The following is an 18,983-nucleotide window of genomic DNA, read 5'->3' as shown; positions in this document are numbered from 1 at the left end:
GATACTACTTTTTGATTGGCGTAAAAGTTTCCATTTTGACGGATCTGTCCCGCATCACCAGCGTATCTTTGCTTGTAACACTCATTTCTGTCATTTCAATAGCATAGGATAGATAAAGCGCATCCCTGTCCGCATTTCCCCAGCTATTTTTTTCGCCCCGTTTGACAAACTTTCCTGTTCCCGTAACTGAAATCCCGGAACTGGCGGAGCTAATGCTGCAATTGTTTTCGTCATCAAAGGTTAAGTTTAGATTGACATTGATGTCTACATCATCTGCTCCCTTAAAAGCGAGGGGCAAGATCGACCTCTTAAGTGCCGCTGTCGTGAGGTTTTTGACTTCATCTTTTTCGACATAAGCCTGGCGCCTGACAACATTTTTAGTCAAGTTGCTGTTAGCACCTTTGCCAACGATCTGATCGGTGCCGCGACGAAGGTAATTGCCATGCCAAGGATTGATATATTTGAGGGCATAGAAGGTAAAATCTTTTGGTACGGCATCCCAGTCGGATGCAATTGCCCTATTGGCGGTCTGTAAGGAAGTTTTACCGGATAGTATGGAATCGGCATTGACAACCTTTGTCATCCTTAACGGTAAGACGTAATATGTTTCCAGCGACTTGGGATCGGCAAAAAAAGCATCGGTCAGCTGTACCTCCACGCCGCCCGTAAGACTACCACTCGGAATGTTGATCTGGTTGCCTGCGAGCTGATAGTAATCGGTCGGCAATGGCGTGATCGGCTGCCCATTAGGGTAGCTGAGTCCATGTGTAAGGCTATTGTCAACAACAAAATCGATACGGATATCTTTTCCGTTGTTGTACACACCGCCAGTGGTTGCCATGACTTTTACCTTATGTTGGTTGTCGAGACTGTTGTCAAAGATGTCTTCGCCCAGAGTCACTGTTCTGACGGGTGTCTGATAGGCGAAGTATACTGATTGAAATTCGAAGTCCGGGAACTCCCAGTCGTTATTTTTGCAGGACGCCAGGCTTACTAAAGCCATCGCGTACAGGAAATTGATCTTTTTCATCGTGTGTATTTTAAATTTAATTCCAGCCTATATTTTGTGCAAGATTGCTGTATTTGAGTACCTCACTGTAGGGGATTGGACCGTAATTCATATAAGTTTCATAAAGCCTATTTTCTACAGGAATTTCTGTATAATTGTTATTGGTGATACTTATTCCTGTGGCGGCAACATTAATATCCATTTTCCAGCGGCGCAGATCCCAAAACCGAAATCCTTCGAAGCAAAGCTCAAGTCGGCGTTCGTTTCGAATCAGCTGCCGCATTTGATCTTTATTATTTTTTACCTGCTCCAGGTAAGGATCGCCATTGTTGGTGCCTACACCTGCACGTCTGCGAATAGCTTTGATGATATCATAGGCCGAGAACGTAAAGGTCCCCATACCCGTAGGTCCCCAGGCTTCATTAGCCGCTTCGGCATAAGCCAGATACATTTCGGTCATCCGTATACGAGCATTGAAATGCATCTGTTGGGTAGAAGATGATGGATTTAAATTCACATCCTGGCGTAAGAGCTTTTTTAAATAATAGCCTGTTCGTGTAGATGTTTCGACTTTGTTCAAGCCGTCATTTGTCGGACTATTGGCTGTCGTATTGATTGCTGTAGTGCCGACACCCGCCGTCGCACCATTGACAATGATATAGGCCTTCAACCGGGGATCCCGTTTATCGTAGGGGTTGGCTTTATTGTAGGTCGAATTGGCATCTGCAATGGGATAACCATTTTCCATGGGGAAGGCATCCACCAGGTTTTGCGTTGGGTTGAGCCGGCCTCTGCCAAACAACGTAGGAGGAAAGTGATCCTGTTCTATGCTGTTGCTATTTCCCTTATCGGTACGCCATAGAATCTCCGCAGGATTAGATCCGGAGGTTAAGCCATCGACTACATCCTTGATGTACCAAGTAAACCCTTTAGGATCGATTCCAGTTGGGCCACCTTTTGCCTGGATGACCTGACCCGCATAAGTAGCGGCTTGCTCCCAAGTCGTTTTACTGCCTTCACTATAGGCCGGACTTGCTGCTAATAGCGCTGCTCTTGCACGAATAGCCTGCGCGATACGTTTGGTCATCCGTAACTTGAAAGTGGAGCCAAATACACGATTATAGTCATTGAAATTGATTGAACCTGCATATTTAGCTGGAACTTGGCTATCGTTACTGATATTTTCATAATCCATCGGCAATAAATCCTCCGCTTTTTTAATATCATCGTACAACTGTTGCATACAGGCTTCAAATGAAGCCCGAGGTTGATTGAAATCTGAATTGACGGTCTCGGGAGTCAAATGAATTGGTACACCCAGTATTTCTCCTGTGCTTGACTTACCGGCATGCGCCTGTAGGAGATGGAACATAAACAGCGCACGAAGGCCATAGGCTTCACCCTTCATCCGGTCGTTGAACAGGATGCTGACTTTTGGTTCCATGGCCCATTCGACCTGATCCGTTAAGGACAGAAAGTTGTTTAGATACTGTATGGCTGCATAACTGTTGCGCCATTGATCGAAGGGGTTGTTTATGCTTGTCCACTGTCCAGTTGCCGATTTTAGATAACTATTGTTCTTATCGTTGCTCACCGCATTGTCGGTCGCGACGTCATCAAAGCTGTAGCTATTGCTGGGAATCCGGTTGTAACCGTTCAGAAGCAGTCCCTGTGCATATAAAGGACGGCTATTCGCTGTCTCGAGTTCGAGATTATTCTCTATTGCTGGCTCAAACATATCTTCACAGGAAGAAAACACTAGGCTGGCCAGGATAGCTATGGTTAATATTCTTTTCATAATTGTCTCCTTAAATATTCATGATTAAAATAGGGCCTTGAGACCGACGTTGAAAAATCGTGTCTGTGGTGCTTGCCCAATATTTAGCAGCATTGTTTCTTTTTCCTTTGCGATGGTCAATAAGTTAGCTCCATTGGCATAAATCCCCAGTTCATGAATAAATTTCGAATTGAGCATGCGTTTGGGGAAATCGTAGGATAGCTGCACTTTAGACAGGTTGATTCGATCGGTCTTATAAAGCCAAAAGTCTGAACTTCGAAAGTTGTTATCACTATTGAAAGTCGTGAGGCGAGGATAGGTCGCAGTTTCCTTGGTCGATTCTGTCCAGCGTTCACGTACTACCACTGAATATTTGTCCTCCGCATCTACCCAAAAGTACGAGCTGTTTTTCATGGCTTTGGCACCGAACTGTCCAGTTGCAGCAGCAAATAGTGTGAAATTGTTCCATTTTACCGTCAGATTGAGGCCCAGTGTAAGTGGCGCACCGGCCCATCCGCCTTTGCCCAAATAGACTTCGTCGCGCGTATCAATGGTGCCGTCCCCATTTTGGTCTTTATACTTGATATCACCGGGTTTTACTTCACCAAATGAAGACAAGGCTGAATTGTCAATATCGGATTGGCTCCTATAAAAACCATCATGCTGTAAACCCCAGATCGCATCCAGCGGTTTTCCTGCCCTATTTTGATAGGCAAACTGATAGAGTTCGTCCCGTTGTACTGCCTTGGTTGAATAATACATCCCATTGAAGCCTAACGATACAAAAGTTTTGTCGATCTGTTTGTTCAAGTTAATGCCAAAATCAACACCTTTTCGCTCGTCACTGCTATAATTGATATAGGGAAGATCCGAGTAAACAGGCCAGCCTGTCATAAAGTACATCGGATATTGTGTTGTCGCTTGTACCAAACCGCCAGTCATACGATTGAAAAAGTAGGAGGTATTGAAGGTGATCAGGTTGTTGTATAACCCGCCTTCAAGGTTGATGTTGAATTCCTTGCGTTTTGGGAATTTCATATTTGGATTGTCGCCCCTGCGCCGATCAAAAGAGTGTACTAATGCGCCATCCGCCCAACTATACCAGGCCCCATTGTTGTAGGTATAATAGCCTTGATACAGGAAATAATCGCTAATGTCCAAGTCGGTATTCAAGATACCTGCTGAAGCAGATAACCTGAGGTCGTTGACAACTTTGCTGTTTGCCATAAAATTTTCTTTTGAAAGACGCCAGGCAACAGCCAATGTAGGGGAGAGGGCCTGTCTGTTTCCTTTCGGTAATTTCGCAGAATGGCTATAAGCGCTGCTAAAGTCAACATAATATTTACCCAAATAATTATAGCCTAACTGAAGCCCCAAATTGGCATTACTGGTTTTGTGATAGCTGCCAGATGCTCCAATTTGGTAAGCATTGGCCAAGAGAATTGCTGACAGGTGATGCTTATTATCATATATGCGGTTAAAGTTTAAGGATCCATTAAAACCAATGGTTTGTCGATAGTTACTACCGCTGATATTTTGTACACCAGATATACGGTCATCGCCATATTTTGTTAAGCTGCTAATTAGATCATTGCCGTTATAGTTGTTCCAAGAAGCCTGATAGACCGCATAATTGTTGTTATAGGATTGACTGTAATTGGAAAGGTAATCTACTGCGAGGTTGGTCTTGAAAACCAGGCCTTCCAGGATATTTTTCAAATCAAAATTTAAACCTGTATTAAATTGAAACTGCCGGTTGAGAAGACGCGTGGTACCACCGGCGTAAACATTCGCAAAGGCATTGGTCTGGTCCAGCTGACTTCCCCCCAGCAGGTATTTGCCATCAATGAGAAAACTACTGTTATTGACATAGATCATCGAGTTGGTATCACCGTCTTCAATCATGTCAATCGGAATAAGCGGAGAGAAGCGATGGGGACGCATCGTAGCGGCAGCCCCCCAATAATCAGCGTTAACGCCCTTGGAAATATAAAAACTGGCTGCTGCATCTACATTTAATGAGATGAGGTCGCTGACTTTGACGTCGATGTTGCCACGCATATTAAATCTATTGGCACCACCATTTTTCTTCGCCTGTCCAAAGTTGAGCATAGATCCTTCGGACCAAAAACCAAAGTTGGTATAATATTGTGCCCGCTGATTTCCTCCTGAGATTTCGGCCGTGGCATCGTAGCGATTATAATGGTCTTTGATATAGTCCGAAGAATAGTAATCGACATTTGGGTATCGGAAAGGATTTGTTCCGGCTGCATGCTGGTAGATGGTTTCGGCGCTGTAGAGTGCCGAGAGACCGTCATTTTGCCGGGCCTCGTTGTATAGCGTCATATATTCGGCAGAGCCTAGGTATTCTGGATAACTGATTGCCGTATTGATACCGCTATTGGCCCTGATTTTTATCTGCTGACCGCCAGCCTCTCCGCGTTTGGTGTTAATACTGATGACACCTTTTGCCGCCCGACTCCCATAGAGTGCGATGGCATTGACTCCTTTCAGTACACTGATTTGATCGATCTCGGTCGGCATAACGTTATTGGCGTCGCGCGGAAAACCATCCACTAAGACCAGGTAGCCACTCATCCCCCAGATATTACCGTTATAACCGGGAATAAAGGCATCGAGATTTTCCAAACTGAAGGTGTTGTAGCTCTTGTCGAGCAATTGCGGGATGTTGATGGATTGGACATTGCCCATGAGATCTTTTTTCTGAACTTTCTGGAAAGCAACTTGTACAAGTGTGGCACTATCTGTGCCGATACTGTCCTGAAGACTGCCAACCGATAATATTGGGGTTATATTTTTATATTGTCCAATGGTTGGATGAAAGGATTCTTTGGCTATACTTTCAGCAATAGCCATCCAGCTCAATCCAAGACATAGTGCTATTCTTAATTTTTTGTACTTCATTTTTTTGAATGATTAAATGAAAAACTTGTTACCAACCTGGGTTCTGATAGAACTCGTGATACATGTTGACATCTTTGACTTTTAGGGGCAACCAATAGTGCTTGCTTGTAAATTTGCGTTCCAAGAGCATATTTTCTTTGAGATTGACAACACGGTTTTTGGAAGGATCTATCGTGTTGAATGTCCCGCTCCGGTCAAATGAAACTGATTTTTTTTGCGTATATGGAGCCTCAGTTAATAAAAGCCAACGCCGTAAATCGTTAAAACGGTGCCCTTCGAATGCAAGTTCCACAGCACGTTCGCGACGTAGCTCGGGGAGCAGGGATGCTGCGGAGCTGAGAAATTTGCTGTCTACATGGCCCACACCGGCGCGGTTGCGTACGATATTGATGGCATCGACAGCTGTTTTACCGTAATTGTCGGCTTTGCCCGTGGCCGAATTGGAAGCCATCATGGCAGACTCGGCATACATCAGATAGACATCAGCAAGGCGCATGTAAGGGACGTAAATATGAAGATTGGTTCCGTAACTATAGGCTTGATCATATTTATTGGATGTTAAAGGGATAAATTTGCGTAAGACGTAGCCCGTCTGACTTCCTGTACGAATATCCCGATAGCTTCCGCCTGTGAATAGATTAGCGTAGCGGTTTTTTTCTTCTGATGCCGACATATTTCCCTGAATCACTTTTGTGCCATCAAAAATAATATCCTTGTAAAAACGTGGATCACGATCTTTCCAGGGATATTCGGCATTGTATCCCGACTCCGCATCGGACTGGGTAATGTCCTTGATCGGCAGGCCGTTTTTCATGCCATAGTAATCTACATAATTCGCTGTTGGGTTAAACTTGAGGTCGCCATCACCAACTTCCAGGGGAATATATTGCTTGCTTGTTCCCCAGTTAGATACCCATGCATCAATATAAGGCCCTCTAAAAATAGCTTCTGTGCTACCAGGCATGGCCCAGTTTTGTCCCGTTGTGTAAAAATTTAAATGGATATTGGCCATGGGAACAAGGGCATAGTTCGTCTGTCCACTCTCGACAAGGGATAGCAATTCGCCAAAAGCTTGAGCCGCTTTTTTGCAATAATCAGCATGATAGGTTTTACTCCCCGTGGACTGTAAATTCATCAACGGACTTCCAGCCCAAAGGTAGTTTTTGCCAAGATAGGCTAGCGCCATGATTTTATTGATGCGCAACTGGTTTTTCCCCAGTGTACGCTTCCCAGCGGTCGTATTGTCCCAGTCGATTGGTAGCAAGTTGGCTGCTTCCCTAAAATCAGCGGCCGCTAAATCAGCGCAAGCCTGATAGCTCAGTCTCGGTAACCGAAGCTTTTCGTCGCTAGGCAGTACATAATTAATATAAGGCATACCACCAAAATATTCCATCAGTCGGTGGTGAAACCAACCCCGGAAAAATAATAATTGGCCCTTTATCAGGTCCTTTTCTTCCTGTGTTGCTTCGGTCAGTTTGTCGATATTCTCTAAGCCAAGGCTTATTTTCCGCAGACCAAACCAGGAGGCGCTCCAAAGATCACGAAAGGCACGGTTGGCAAATACGTCATTGTTGTTGGTGGTGAAATCTCCTTGATCCATCCAGCCCGCACCCCAGCCGTCCGATTCTCGTTGCCAACCCCAGAAATTACCTTGGTCTATTTTGTTTACGAAATGAAAATTGTTCGCTGTGGAGGTTATTTCATCCTCACCCCAGTTCCAGGAATTAGTCCAGTAGTTGTTGCTGAAATTGACCACGCAGTTGTACAGCTCTTCGGTATAACCTTGGAAATTAACAAAGTTTTTAAATGCTTCTTTGGGTGATATATTGGACTGTTCCTCTTTGTCGAGATATTTATTGCATGACAGTAGGGATGTAGACGACCAGACCATGCTAGTTATTAAGATTACCTTGAAATACTTTTTCATCTTTCTAAATTGCTTTAAAATGTAATGTTTGCACCTAGATTAAATCGCTTTACCGTAGGATAAGCTCCTTGGGAAGCCCAACCTGTGCCCGCGTAATTGGATTCTCGGTCATCGGGCATTTTGGACCAGAAAACCAAGTTGTTGCCATTTAAGAAAAGGCGAAGATTTTGAAGACCCAGGCGTTTGATCATGCTGGATTCGCGATTAAAATTGTAGGCAATTTCAGCGGTTTTCAATCGGATGTATGAACCATCAAACATATATCTGTTACCAGAGGCATAACTACTTGATTGAGATAGCCAACGTGGTAGTGGTACATCGGCATTGCTGTTGTCTTTTGACCAATACGAACCTTCTTCATAGGCCAAGTTAAGCTGACCTGAAAAGCTATTAAACACAACTTGGCGGGTGACATTATTGACCGCATACCACTGGGTCATGACACTGAAATTTTTCCAGTCGAATCCAATCGTACAATTGTATGTGTTTTGTGGAACCGAGGGAAAGGCATAAGGAATATTGTCCTTGGTATCGATAATACCATCACCGTTATAATCCAGTATATGATAACTGCCGGGCAGCTTAGCAAGGTCATTGCTTTCATGCATGGTGCTGCCATAAAGTTCATCCCAAGTATTGTAATATCCGGAGCTAACATATGAATAGGTCTGATTCACCTGTTTATTGTCTGGTTTCTGATATTCGGGCAACAATTCAGGAGCATCGGCATTGATGACTTTATCTTTGGCATGGGTAAAATTGATATCTGCCCATATTCTCCAATTGGTATTGAGTTGCTTATTGAACTTCAGTTCGACCTCATAACCTTTATTTTCTACCTCTCCAAGGTTGGCCGTTGGGGCCTCTACGCCAAAATATGATGGAATAGATCTTCCACCGCCGGTAATAAGCACATTCGTCCTATGATCCTTAAAGAAGTCAACCTTTCCAGAAATCTGTCCGTTGAATAGGCCAAAATCCACACCGAAATTTAACTTTTTAACTTTTTCCCAGCGGATATTTGGGTTTCCAAGCACATTTTCTTTATACCAGACGTATGGGCTGGTATTTCCATCGGAGTAGGAAAATCGCCCATCAACACCCATCCCTGAAGTACCTCCGTAGGCCCATTGTGTTAAATAAAGAAATTGCCCGCCACCGCTATCATCGCCAATATCACCGTAGGAAGCACGTAGTTTTAACATATTGACAAGTGAAAGAGGTTTCATAAAACTTTCTTCCGAAACTAACCAGCCAATACCTCCTGAATTAAAAAAGGCAAATCTGTTTTCGGGTGCGAATTTCTCTGACCCCGTATAGGCACCGTTATATTCGAGCATATACTTATTCTTGTAATTATACGTTGTACGGAATACCCAGTCTTCCCGATAGGAGGGGATTGTGCTACCTCTTCCATATTGATTGCGGTTGACCAATCCCATCGCCGAAATATTATGGTCTTTGGCAATAGTAATTGCATAATTTAATTGCAATTGATAAAATAATCTCCTGTACGTGAGTGCGTTGTTTACTGTTCCGGCTTCTGTCGTCCAATCAATGCCTTCGGCAAAATCGAATCTATTGGTTCCATCGAAAGGAATTTGGTAGGTTGGAAGTCCTGTTTTGGGGTCTATCCACTTGCTTTGGGTGTTATTGTTGGCGTCATTGATACCACGTCTGCCTTCAACAAATGTATTATCCAGCGAGATTGTCCCGCGCAGATTAAGACCTTTTGTCAAAAATTTGAGGTCTTGCTCGAGTGTAAAATCTGTTGTAATGCGGCTCGTGGTAATGTACTCGGTTCCACTGATGGCCAGTACACGGGCCGAGTTTATTCCAGCATTTGGGTTTGGTGCATTGAACCCCCAGGTGCCATCTGAATAACGTGGATAGATAACATCCGGTGCTACGGTGTAGGCTGCAATCCAATAGGAATAATCGTTGCCACCACCAAATGGGCTTTTTCGGACACCACGTGAACCCGCGAGATTTGTTGAGAATTTGGTTGTTGGCGTAAGTTGGAAATCCAAATTCGAACGCACATTGAGACGATTAAACCCGTAACCGGCTTTATAGCCTCTGGCGTTTTCAAACTGACGAAATAGATCTCCTTCATACAGATAATCTGCATTGGCAAAGTATTTGACAAATGGTGTTCCGCCGGCAATATTGATACTGCTGTTTTGTGAAAATGCTTGGCTTCTAAAGAGTTCTTTTGCCCAGTCGGTATTAACATAACGCTCACGTTCGGTTTGGTCGGCCGGGAAACGGTATTTATTGATAATATCTTGTGGCGAATAATCAGCCCAACTTGCGGGGTTTATACCCAACTCATACTCAATCACTCTATTGCGAAGCATGAGAGCGTCGTAGGAATCCATTTTACCTGGGAGCTGTGAAACGGTCTTAACGACATTATTAACAGTACCACGTATCAACATGTGGCCTTCTTTACCACGTTTGGTGGTGATGAGAATAACACCATTGGCTCCTCTCACACCATATACAGCTGTTGCTGATGCATCTTTGAGCACCGATATGGTTTCAATGGAACTGATATCGACCGCCGATAGTGGTCTCTCGACCCCATCGACCATGACTAATGGATCCGTATTATTCCATGTACTACGACCCCGGATGACAATACGAGGGTCTTCTTCTCCGGGCATGCCCGTACTGGCTGTCGTGATTACCCCAGGAACATTGCCTGTTAAGGCTGCGCCCACACTGGAGACGCCACCTGCACGCTCTAGAATTTTTCCTGAAGTCTGGGCAATCGCACCTACGACAGTCTCTTTTTTCTGACGGCCGTACCCTACAACGATGGTTTCTTCTATTTCAATAGATTTGTCGGTTAATTGGACTTCTATCGTAATTTTCTGAGCAACATCAACCTCGACCTGATTATAGCCTAGTTTGGAAATGGTCAGTAAACTTTTATCTTCAGGTACTTGAAGGGTGAAACTTCCGTTTTCATCACTGGCCGTAGCCAAAGATGTACCCTTTATTTTGATCGAAGCACCGCTTATTCGCTTGTGGTTGCTATCAACGACGCTGCCTTTTATTTGCCTTTTGGCCTGAGCATGTAGCGTTGACTGTCCAAAACAGATTAGGAACAGCAGTAAGGTGAATGGCCTAGCTATACCCCATAGCTTTTTCCAATGCCTTACTAATGTGATTGGAAATGTAATCATCATAGCATTTGTGGATTAATAAATAGGTTTAAGAATTCTTGGTTAAATTTTCTTTAATTGGCTAGATACGATTGTACCTGTATTCCCTTTGTTCATTTTGATTAAATGAATCGCCAGTCATGGATCATCTAGTGTTGTCATGTTTTGCAATAATAATTGGTTAAATTTTTGATCGTAAAAACATCGCAACCGGTTGCACGATTAAGATGTAGTTCCTCCACGAATGGAGATGCCTTTCAAAGCAGTTTATAATTGTAAACCAAAACTAGCCAATGCGTGGCTGTAATGATAGCAAGAATGTTTAAATGAAGGATAAGAATGTCAAATACCGCCGAATATAGGGTATAAATTATGTCGATATTGGTTTGGTCAGGATTAATTTAATAAATTAGTTGGCTGTTCACAGTGCTGTTTTAAATAGCGAAGATTACACCTGAATATATGATACGGATTTCACTGATATTAACCTGGACGATGTTGACGTTTTTTTCTTACGGGCAAAATGAGCCTGTCACGTTCCAACGTTACTCCTCGAAAGATGGGCTTTCCTCCAATACGATTTATAGCATTTATCGAGATAGCTACGGCTTTCTTTGGCTGGGAACGGAAGATGGACTTAATCGATTTGATGGCCGCCATTACAATGTCTATCGTTATGATGCCAACCAAGAGAATAGTTTGATGGCAAATCATATTTCGGCACTTTGCGAAGATAAAAAGGGGCGGATATGGATTGGCACAAATGGGGGAGGACTAAGCTACTACGACCGGGAAACTGACCGTATTCGTTCATATAATCTTACTCCGGATGGCAAATGGCTCAGTACAGCAATTAATGCAATTGATAAAGATGCTGATGGAAATATTTGGATCGCTTCTTATGGCGCGCTAGATATTCTCGATGTCAACGATCTGCGCAAAAAAACGGACCCCAAATATAGACATATCATTGAGACTTTTGCCGGTAAAGTGACGAGTTGCGTATTTCGCGACAGGCAAAACAACATGTGGGTTTCTTCGGAGAAGAACGTTTTTCGAATTTCAAATGACTTAAAGACAATAAAACGTTTTGAAGTGCTGTCCGAACAGGAGGGCTATGGAAATGGAATAGAAGTGACTTCTATCGTAGAGGATGATAAAGGCCGGATCTGGATAGGTTCAATGCTTGGACTTAAATACCTCAATAGCGGTGAGGCATATTTCAATAAGTTTATAGCAAAGCAGGGTAAAGGAAACCTGAGTAGTCCGCGAATTTATTCTTTATGCTTTAACCATCAGCAATGTCTATGGGTTGGAACCGATAACGGACTCGATGTGCTCAACACCGGGGATTTAACCATTCGGACTTTTAAACCCGATCCAAGTAATGTACATAGCTTGTCACATAAGTCTATACGATCTATTTTTGCAGATAACAGTGGTATTTACTGGATCGGTACTTTTCAAGGTGGGCTGAATAAGTACGACACGAATTTAAGTCAATTTAGGTTAAAAAGTTTGGACTTCTTAGAAGGAATGACAGGTGATCCTGCCATAGTAACTTCTTTTGCTGCTTATCAAAATAAGATTTTTCTGGGCGTTGATGGTGGTGGTGTCTGGCAATACGATAAGGAGGCAGATAAATTGTCTTCGGTTAACTTATCTACCAACCTGCCTTCGGATCTAACCGTTTTGGCCTTGGAGAGAAAGCTTGAGCAACTTTGGATTGGCACTTATCAGCAAGGGCTACTTTGTTATGATCTCCTTACGGGAAATTTAAAAAGATATGCAGCGGGAAATAAGGAGGACAATTTAAATAACAACGATATATTTTGTTTAAAAACTGATTTTCAAGGAAATATTTGGGTAGGAACCAATGGTGGTGGTATTAATATTATCCAAAAAGGGACTGGTATTGTAAAGAAATATAGACGAAATGAGGCGGGAGTAGATGGGATCCAGCTGCCAGGAAATTTTATACGGGCTCTGGAAGAGGATCACACACAGACGATGTGGATAGGTACTTATGGTTCAGGGCTCGTCAGGTATAATCCCCGGACGAAAGGTACTATGGTTTTTGATAAAGCAAACAATAAACTACCTAGCAATTATATACTGGCCATTCATAGTGATAAAAATGGAAATTTATGGGTTGGAACCAATGGCAATGGAGTAGGAATTCTTCGAAAAGGAACAACACAATTTGAGACCCTTTCTGAGAAAGATGGTCTGGCTAATGGTGCCATACAAAGTATTGTGGAGGACGATAAAGGACGGATGTGGTTTTCAACCAATAAGGGGTTGAGCTGCTATTCTCCATCGGAAGACAAATTTAAGAACTATTCTACAGCGGTAGGATTACAGGAGGGGGCTTTTATGCTAGGCGCATCTCTAAAAACTGGCGATGGGGAAATATATTTTGGAGGACAGAAAGGTTTCAATCATTTTAATCCGGCACACCTAAAAACAAATGGTAATCCTGCTAAAGTAGTTCTGACCGACCTAAAAATTGACAATGTTATCATTCAACCGGCAGAGAAAGGACCGATACAGCAGTCCTTGTTGACAGCGGATCGTATTCATTTAAAGTATAAACAAAAATTTCTCAATTTCTTTTGCAGCATTAAATCTTACGGTGCCAGAAGATAACCAATATGAGTTTCGGCTTGTCGGTTTTGATAAAGACTGGATTAGGAACGGAAAAGAGAATAGTGCTTATTATACAAATTTAGATCCCGGAGATTACACCTTTCAGGTACGTGCGAGTAATAATGATGGAATTTGGGACAAGGAAATCAAATCTATTATCATTCGTGTTGCTCCTCCATTTTGGCGAACGATCTATGCTTATATATTTTACGTCATTGCAGTTGCTGGAGGATTGTTCTGGATCAGACATCGCGGGATCCAAAAGTTAAAACAAAAATTTGCACTGGAGCAGGAACGTATCCAAGCTAAGCAGTTTATCGAGCAACAAAAAAGGGATGCGGAAACGAAGCATCAATTGGATGCGATGAAAATCCGGTTCTTAACAAATTTAAGCCATGAATTCCGTACGCCAATTTCATTGATTATGGGACCTATTGATACCTTAGTAGCAAAAAATAAAGATAGCAAATTGGGAGATCAGCTGAATTTAATCAGGCGCAACGCACGAAGGCTGTTAAATTTGGTCAACCAATTGCTTGACTTTAGGAAGATGGAATACCATGAATTGAAGTTGCAGGATGAAGATGGCGAATTGGTTTCATTTGTGGAGGAAGTCTATCGGTCATTTCAGGATATGGCCTTGCAAAAGGGGATCGACTATTCTTTTTTACCTTGCCAGGAAAAATTATATTGCCGTTTCGACCGTAATAAAATCGAGCGTATTCTATTTAATCTAATCTATAATGCCTTTAAATTCACAAAAAAAGATGGGGATATAGCGGTGAGTATAACATCCGTCAGCATGATGGACAAGAAGCTACATGTGCGCTTTGAAGTAAGGGATACGGGAGTTGGAATTCCCGAACAGTTGCAAAAATCCATATTCGAAAGCTTTTTCCAATACGACAACGATGGTAAGGTTGCTAGCCAAGGTTCTGGCATCGGACTGTCGATTGCACAGTCATTTGTTGAGATGTATAATGGCGAGATTTCAGTCGCTAGCCAACCGGAAAGGGGCAGTGTTTTTAAATTTGATCTGTGGTTGGATCCGGCGGAATCAGATCATGATATGTTGCCTGAACAGGAAATAATAACTTCCGATCAATCGTTGGAGCCTAGGCAGACCCCACTTGTCCTTATTATAGAAGACGACGAAGATTTTAGGTATTATCTTAAGGAATCCCTAAAAGAATACTATCAGATCATCGAGGCCACTAATGGAAAAGATGGTTGGCAAAAGGCACTTTTTCATCATCCCGATCTTGTCGTGAGCGATGTACAGATGCCATACCTCAATGGTATGGAATTTTCACAGAAGCTTGCGCAGGATAAACGGACCAAGCACATCCCCGTCGTATTACTGACCGCTTCCCAAGTGGATAATGGACTTGTTTGCGGATTGGAATCTGGTGCTGTGGGCTACCTGACCAAACCTTTTGATATGCATGTATTGATAGCAAAAATCAATAGTTTACTTCATTTGAATCAGGCGTTTAAGGAAGTTTATAGCAAGCAGGTATCTATCGTAGCCCCTGAATTGACCATTGTATCCGAAAAGGACAAATTTTTACAGAAAGTGTTGAACTATGTGCACGATAATATTGATAACCCACAATTATCGGTCGAAGTATTAAGTGCGCATACCTCGATGAGTAGGGCTTCTTTGTACAATAAATTGCTGGAACTTACCGGAATGTCACCTGTAGATTTCATCCGGTCTGTCAAATTGGAAAAGGCTGCTAGCTTATTGGAAAAAAGTGATAAGTCTATCTCTGAGATAGCCTACGAAACGGGGTTCGCAAATCCAAATTATTTTACAAAGGTATTCAAAGCAAAATATCAGATGACACCTAGTGAATATATTCAGGCTCAAAAAAGTATTTCAGTGTAGTGCGGGGTATAATAAGTGTTGTTTAAAAAGGTAGTTTTAGCTACTATTTTTCGGAAGGGTGATCTGTTTTATACATTTTTACCCTTCTTTTTTTTATTTGTTGCAATGCTATCCTATTGAAAATTATAGTTTTGCCTTATAACCAATCGCTGGGGATCCGGCGAGTACTAAACTAATCAAAAAAAAATATGAAGTTTTTTATCGATACAGCAAATCTCAGTGAGATTCGTTTGGCTCAAAATTTAGGCGTATTGGATGGTGTAACCACCAATCCTTCATTGATGGCCAAAGAGGGAGTCACAGGAACGGAAAATATTAATGTGCATTACAAAGCAATCTGTGCGATTGTCGATGGAGATGTGAGTGCGGAAGTAATTTCAACCGATTATAGCTCCATGATTGAGGAGGGTTTACTATTGACGGGCTTAGATAGCAAAATTGTTGTTAAGGTACCGATGACTGAGGATGGTATTAAAGCAATCAAATATTTTAGTACACATCAGATTAAAACGAATTGTACCTTGGTCTTTTCTGCTGGACAGGCACTTTTGGCCGCGAAGGCTGGCGCGACTTATGTATCGCCTTTTGTCGGAAGGCTTGATGACATATCTGTTGATGGATTGGCGCTGATTCGTGAAATACGCACGATCTATGATAATTATGCTTTTCCAACGCAGATTTTGGCCGCTTCAGTACGTCATAGTGCCCACATCTTAGGTTGTGCCAAAATCGGAGCAGATGTAATAACTGCGCCACTACAGTCCATATTTTCTTTATTGAAACATCCGCTGACCGAAAGTGGGCTTGCTCAATTTTTAGCTGATCATAAACGCGTTGCTGCACAAAGTAATAATTGAGATGGTAATGACTAAAAAAAGTATACATAATTTAGAGGCTATTGTTCAACAGGTTCGAAGAGATATCGTCCGTATGGTTCATGCATGTCAATCTGGACATCCCGGTGGGTCATTGGGCTGTACAGAATTGCTGGTCTGCTTATATTTCGAATTGATGCAGCGAAAGGAACAATTTGACCCCAATGGCTTTGGAGAGGATCTATTTTTCCTTTCCAACGGACATATATCGCCCGTGTTTTACAGTGTGCTGGCGCGCGCTGGGTATTTTCCCATAGGTGAGCTCGCAACATTTAGAAAGCTCAATTCACGCTTGCAGGGGCATCCAACAACCCATGAAGGATTGCCGGGCATACGTGTTGCATCGGGCTCACTAGGGCAAGGTCTTTCGGTAGCGATCGGTGCTGCTCAAGCAAAAAAGTTAAATAAAGACAATCGGTTGGTATATGTGCTTATGGGAGATGGCGAGCTGCAAGAGGGGCAAATCTGGGAAGCGGCCATGTACGCGGCACATAATAAAATGGACAATCTGATTGCTATTGTGGATTATAATGGAGCTCAGATCGATGGCGCCACCAACGATGTACTTTCATTAGGCGATTTACCGGGGAAATGGATGGCATTTGGTTGGAAGGTCATAGAGGTTAGACGCGGAAACGATATCGGTTCCGTTATCGCTGGTCTGAGAAAGGCTCAGGATTCTACCGCAAAACGAGTTCCCGTGATGGTATTGTTGCACACCGAAATGGGGAATGGTGTCGACTTTATGATGGGGTCGCACAAATGGCATGGTGTAGCCCCAAATGACGAGCAATTGACATCCGCGTTAAATCAGAATGCAGAAACTTTGGGAGACTATATTGCCTAAGAAATCATAAAATTTCCAAATTGATTAACATGAAAAAATATACATATACAGAATCGAAAGATACACGTTCTGGTTTTGGTGCTGGGTTAGTAGAAGCGGCAAAACAAGATGAAAATGTGGTTGCTCTCTGTGCAGATCTGATCGGTTCACTCAAGATGAATGAATTTATCAAAGCTTTTCCGGATCGTTTTTTTCAGATTGGTATTGCCGAAGCAAATATGATGGGGATTGCCGCTGGGCTGACCATTGGCGGTAAGATACCTTTTACAGGAACATTTGCTAATTTTTCGACGGGAAGGGTCTACGATCAGATTCGCCAATCTATCGCTTATTCGGATAAAAATGTAAAGATCGCGGCTTCCCACGCTGGCCTTACTTTGGGTGAAGATGGTGCGACTCATCAGATCTTAGAAGATATCGGCTTGATGAAAATGCTTCCGGGGATGACAGTTATCAACCCCTGTGACTATAATCAGACCAAAGCGGCAACAATTGCGGTAGCCAGACATAAAGGGCCTGTTTATCTGCGTTTTGGACGTCCCGTTGTTCCTGTTTTTACACCTGATGATCAAGATTTTGTTATTGGAAAGGCAGTGATGCTCAATCCTGGGACTGCGGTTACCATCCTTGCGACAGGACATTTAGTTTGGGAGGCAATCCAAGCAGGTGAGGAATTGGAGGGGCTGGGAGTTGATGCTGAAATCATCAATATACATACCATCAAACCTCTTGATGAGGAAGCTATACTGGGATCGATCGCAAAAACGGGTTGCGTGGTGACAGCCGAAGAACATAACCGTATTGGTGGGCTTGGCGACAGTGTCGCGCAGCTATTGACCAAACAAATGCCTGTACCTCAAGAATACGTTGCCGTAAACGATAGTTTTGGTGAATCGGGAACACCGAGTGAACTCATGCACAAATATGGGTTAAATGCCGATGCTATTGTGGCCGCTGTACTTCGAGTACTAAAAAGAAAACAAATCAAATTGTAAAACAAAGGGGGCATCCCATATTTTGACTACTAATCAACCAATTGTAAAAATGAGAAAGATTATTTGCACAGCATTATGTGTTATGTCGCTCAACCTCTTGTTGCATGCACAAGAGGTTGCACCAAAGGGATTTGACGTTGAAAGGAAACTGGTATCGATTGGAAAGATAGATTCTATTATTTATCCGTCAAAAACGGTAGGGGTATCCAGAAAAGCGCTGATATATACACCGCCAGGGTATAATCCTAACAAGAAATATCCTGTTCTGTACCTATTACATGGAATCGGAGGTGATGAACGCGAATGGGTGAGGCATGGAAATCCACAGATTATTTTTGACAACCTATATGCCGAAGGAAAAATGAAACCCATGCTGGTGGTCATGCCCAATGGTCGTGCCATGAAAGATGACCGGGCCGGAGGGGATGTTATGGCGCCGGATCGGGTAGCTGCTTTCTCGACTTTCGAAAAAGATCTGCTGGACGACCTGATTCCCTTTATTGAAAAACAATTTCCAGTTGTCGGAGACCGCGAGCATCGCGCAATTTTTGGACTATCCATGGGTGGCGGTCAAGCATTGAATTTTGGACTTGGGCATATGGAAACATTTGCTTGGGTAGGTGGATTTTCTTCTGCCCCCAATACCAAGATGCCGCAGGAATTATTACCCTTTCCAAAGGAAGCTAAAAACAAGCTAAAATTGTTGTGGATTTCCTGTGGTGATCAAGACGGCCTGCTCAATATTAGCAAAAGAACACATGAATATCTTTTAGATCACGAAGTGCCCCATATCTACTATTTGGAACCAGGACGGCATGATTTCAATGTGTGGAGAAATGATCTTTATAATATTTCCCAATTGCTATTTAAGGAGAAGAAGTAGGGAAGTAAATAATTTTTAAACAATATCAAAAT

At 42.8% G+C, this 18,983-nt stretch carries 11 protein-coding genes; 6 read left to right on the top strand and 5 right to left on the bottom strand.

Annotated features, from left to right (window positions below; genetic code table 11):
- Positions 1-4 precede the first annotated feature (4 nt).
- Genes G6053_RS15955 through G6053_RS15935 form a run of 5 tightly spaced genes read right to left on the bottom strand, consistent with a single transcriptional unit; the run spans position 5 to position 10,835 of the window.
- Entirely contained in the window at positions 5-1,030 is a 1,026-nt protein-coding gene (locus G6053_RS15955; RefSeq protein WP_165307113.1) for a DUF5627 domain-containing protein, read from the bottom strand.
- A 16-nt stretch (positions 1,031-1,046) separates the two neighbouring features.
- The gene (locus G6053_RS15950; protein ID WP_165307112.1) at positions 1,047-2,807 is read right to left on the bottom strand and encodes a RagB/SusD family nutrient uptake outer membrane protein; all 1,761 of its coding nucleotides are present in this window, start codon (positions 2,805-2,807) and stop codon (positions 1,047-1,049) included.
- 24 nt (positions 2,808-2,831) lie between these two features.
- A complete protein-coding gene (locus G6053_RS15945; RefSeq protein ID WP_165307111.1) occupies positions 2,832-5,711 on the bottom strand; it encodes a SusC/RagA family TonB-linked outer membrane protein in 2,880 nt (959 codons plus the stop codon).
- 28 nt (positions 5,712-5,739) lie between these two features.
- Positions 5,740-7,638, bottom strand: coding sequence for a RagB/SusD family nutrient uptake outer membrane protein (locus G6053_RS15940; protein ID WP_165307110.1), 1,899 nt, complete (start codon positions 7,636-7,638; stop codon positions 5,740-5,742).
- A gap of 14 nt (positions 7,639-7,652) precedes the next feature.
- Positions 7,653-10,835, bottom strand: a complete 3,183-nt coding sequence (locus G6053_RS15935; RefSeq protein WP_241254749.1) for a SusC/RagA family TonB-linked outer membrane protein — start codon at positions 10,833-10,835, stop codon at positions 7,653-7,655.
- Between the two features lie 438 nt (positions 10,836-11,273).
- Between G6053_RS15935 and G6053_RS15930 the strand changes: the two genes are divergently transcribed.
- From G6053_RS15930 to G6053_RS15905, 6 genes are all read left to right on the top strand, one after another.
- A complete protein-coding gene (locus tag G6053_RS15930) occupies positions 11,274-13,460 on the top strand; it encodes a two-component regulator propeller domain-containing protein (RefSeq protein ID WP_165307109.1) in 2,187 nt (728 codons plus the stop codon).
- Positions 13,447-15,351: an ATP-binding protein gene (locus G6053_RS15925; RefSeq protein ID WP_165307108.1), complete on the top strand. Its 1,905-nt coding sequence runs from the start codon at positions 13,447-13,449 to the stop codon at positions 15,349-15,351. Before G6053_RS15930 ends, G6053_RS15925 begins: the two co-directional genes overlap by 14 nt.
- Positions 15,352-15,539: 188 nt before the next feature.
- Positions 15,540-16,208: a fructose-6-phosphate aldolase gene (fsa, locus tag G6053_RS15920; RefSeq protein WP_165307107.1), complete on the top strand. Its 669-nt coding sequence runs from the start codon at positions 15,540-15,542 to the stop codon at positions 16,206-16,208.
- Between the two features lie 7 nt (positions 16,209-16,215).
- On the top strand, positions 16,216-17,073 hold the full coding sequence (locus G6053_RS15915; RefSeq protein ID WP_165307106.1) for a transketolase: 858 nt from the start codon (positions 16,216-16,218) through the stop codon (positions 17,071-17,073).
- Between the two features lie 29 nt (positions 17,074-17,102).
- On the top strand, positions 17,103-18,068 hold the full coding sequence (locus G6053_RS15910) for a transketolase C-terminal domain-containing protein (protein WP_165307105.1): 966 nt from the start codon (positions 17,103-17,105) through the stop codon (positions 18,066-18,068).
- Positions 18,069-18,117: 49 nt separating this feature from the next.
- Positions 18,118-18,951 carry an alpha/beta hydrolase-fold protein gene (locus G6053_RS15905; protein WP_165307104.1) on the top strand — a complete coding sequence of 278 codons (834 nt, stop codon included), beginning with the start codon at positions 18,118-18,120 and terminating at the stop codon, positions 18,949-18,951.
- The last annotated feature ends 32 nt before the right edge of the window (positions 18,952-18,983 follow it).

The sequence above is a fragment of the Sphingobacterium sp. DR205 genome, from assembly GCF_011064245.1.
Taxonomy (GTDB): Bacteria; Bacteroidota; Bacteroidia; order Sphingobacteriales; family Sphingobacteriaceae; genus Sphingobacterium; species Sphingobacterium athyrii.
This window is presented reverse-complemented; position numbering and strand designations above follow the sequence as displayed.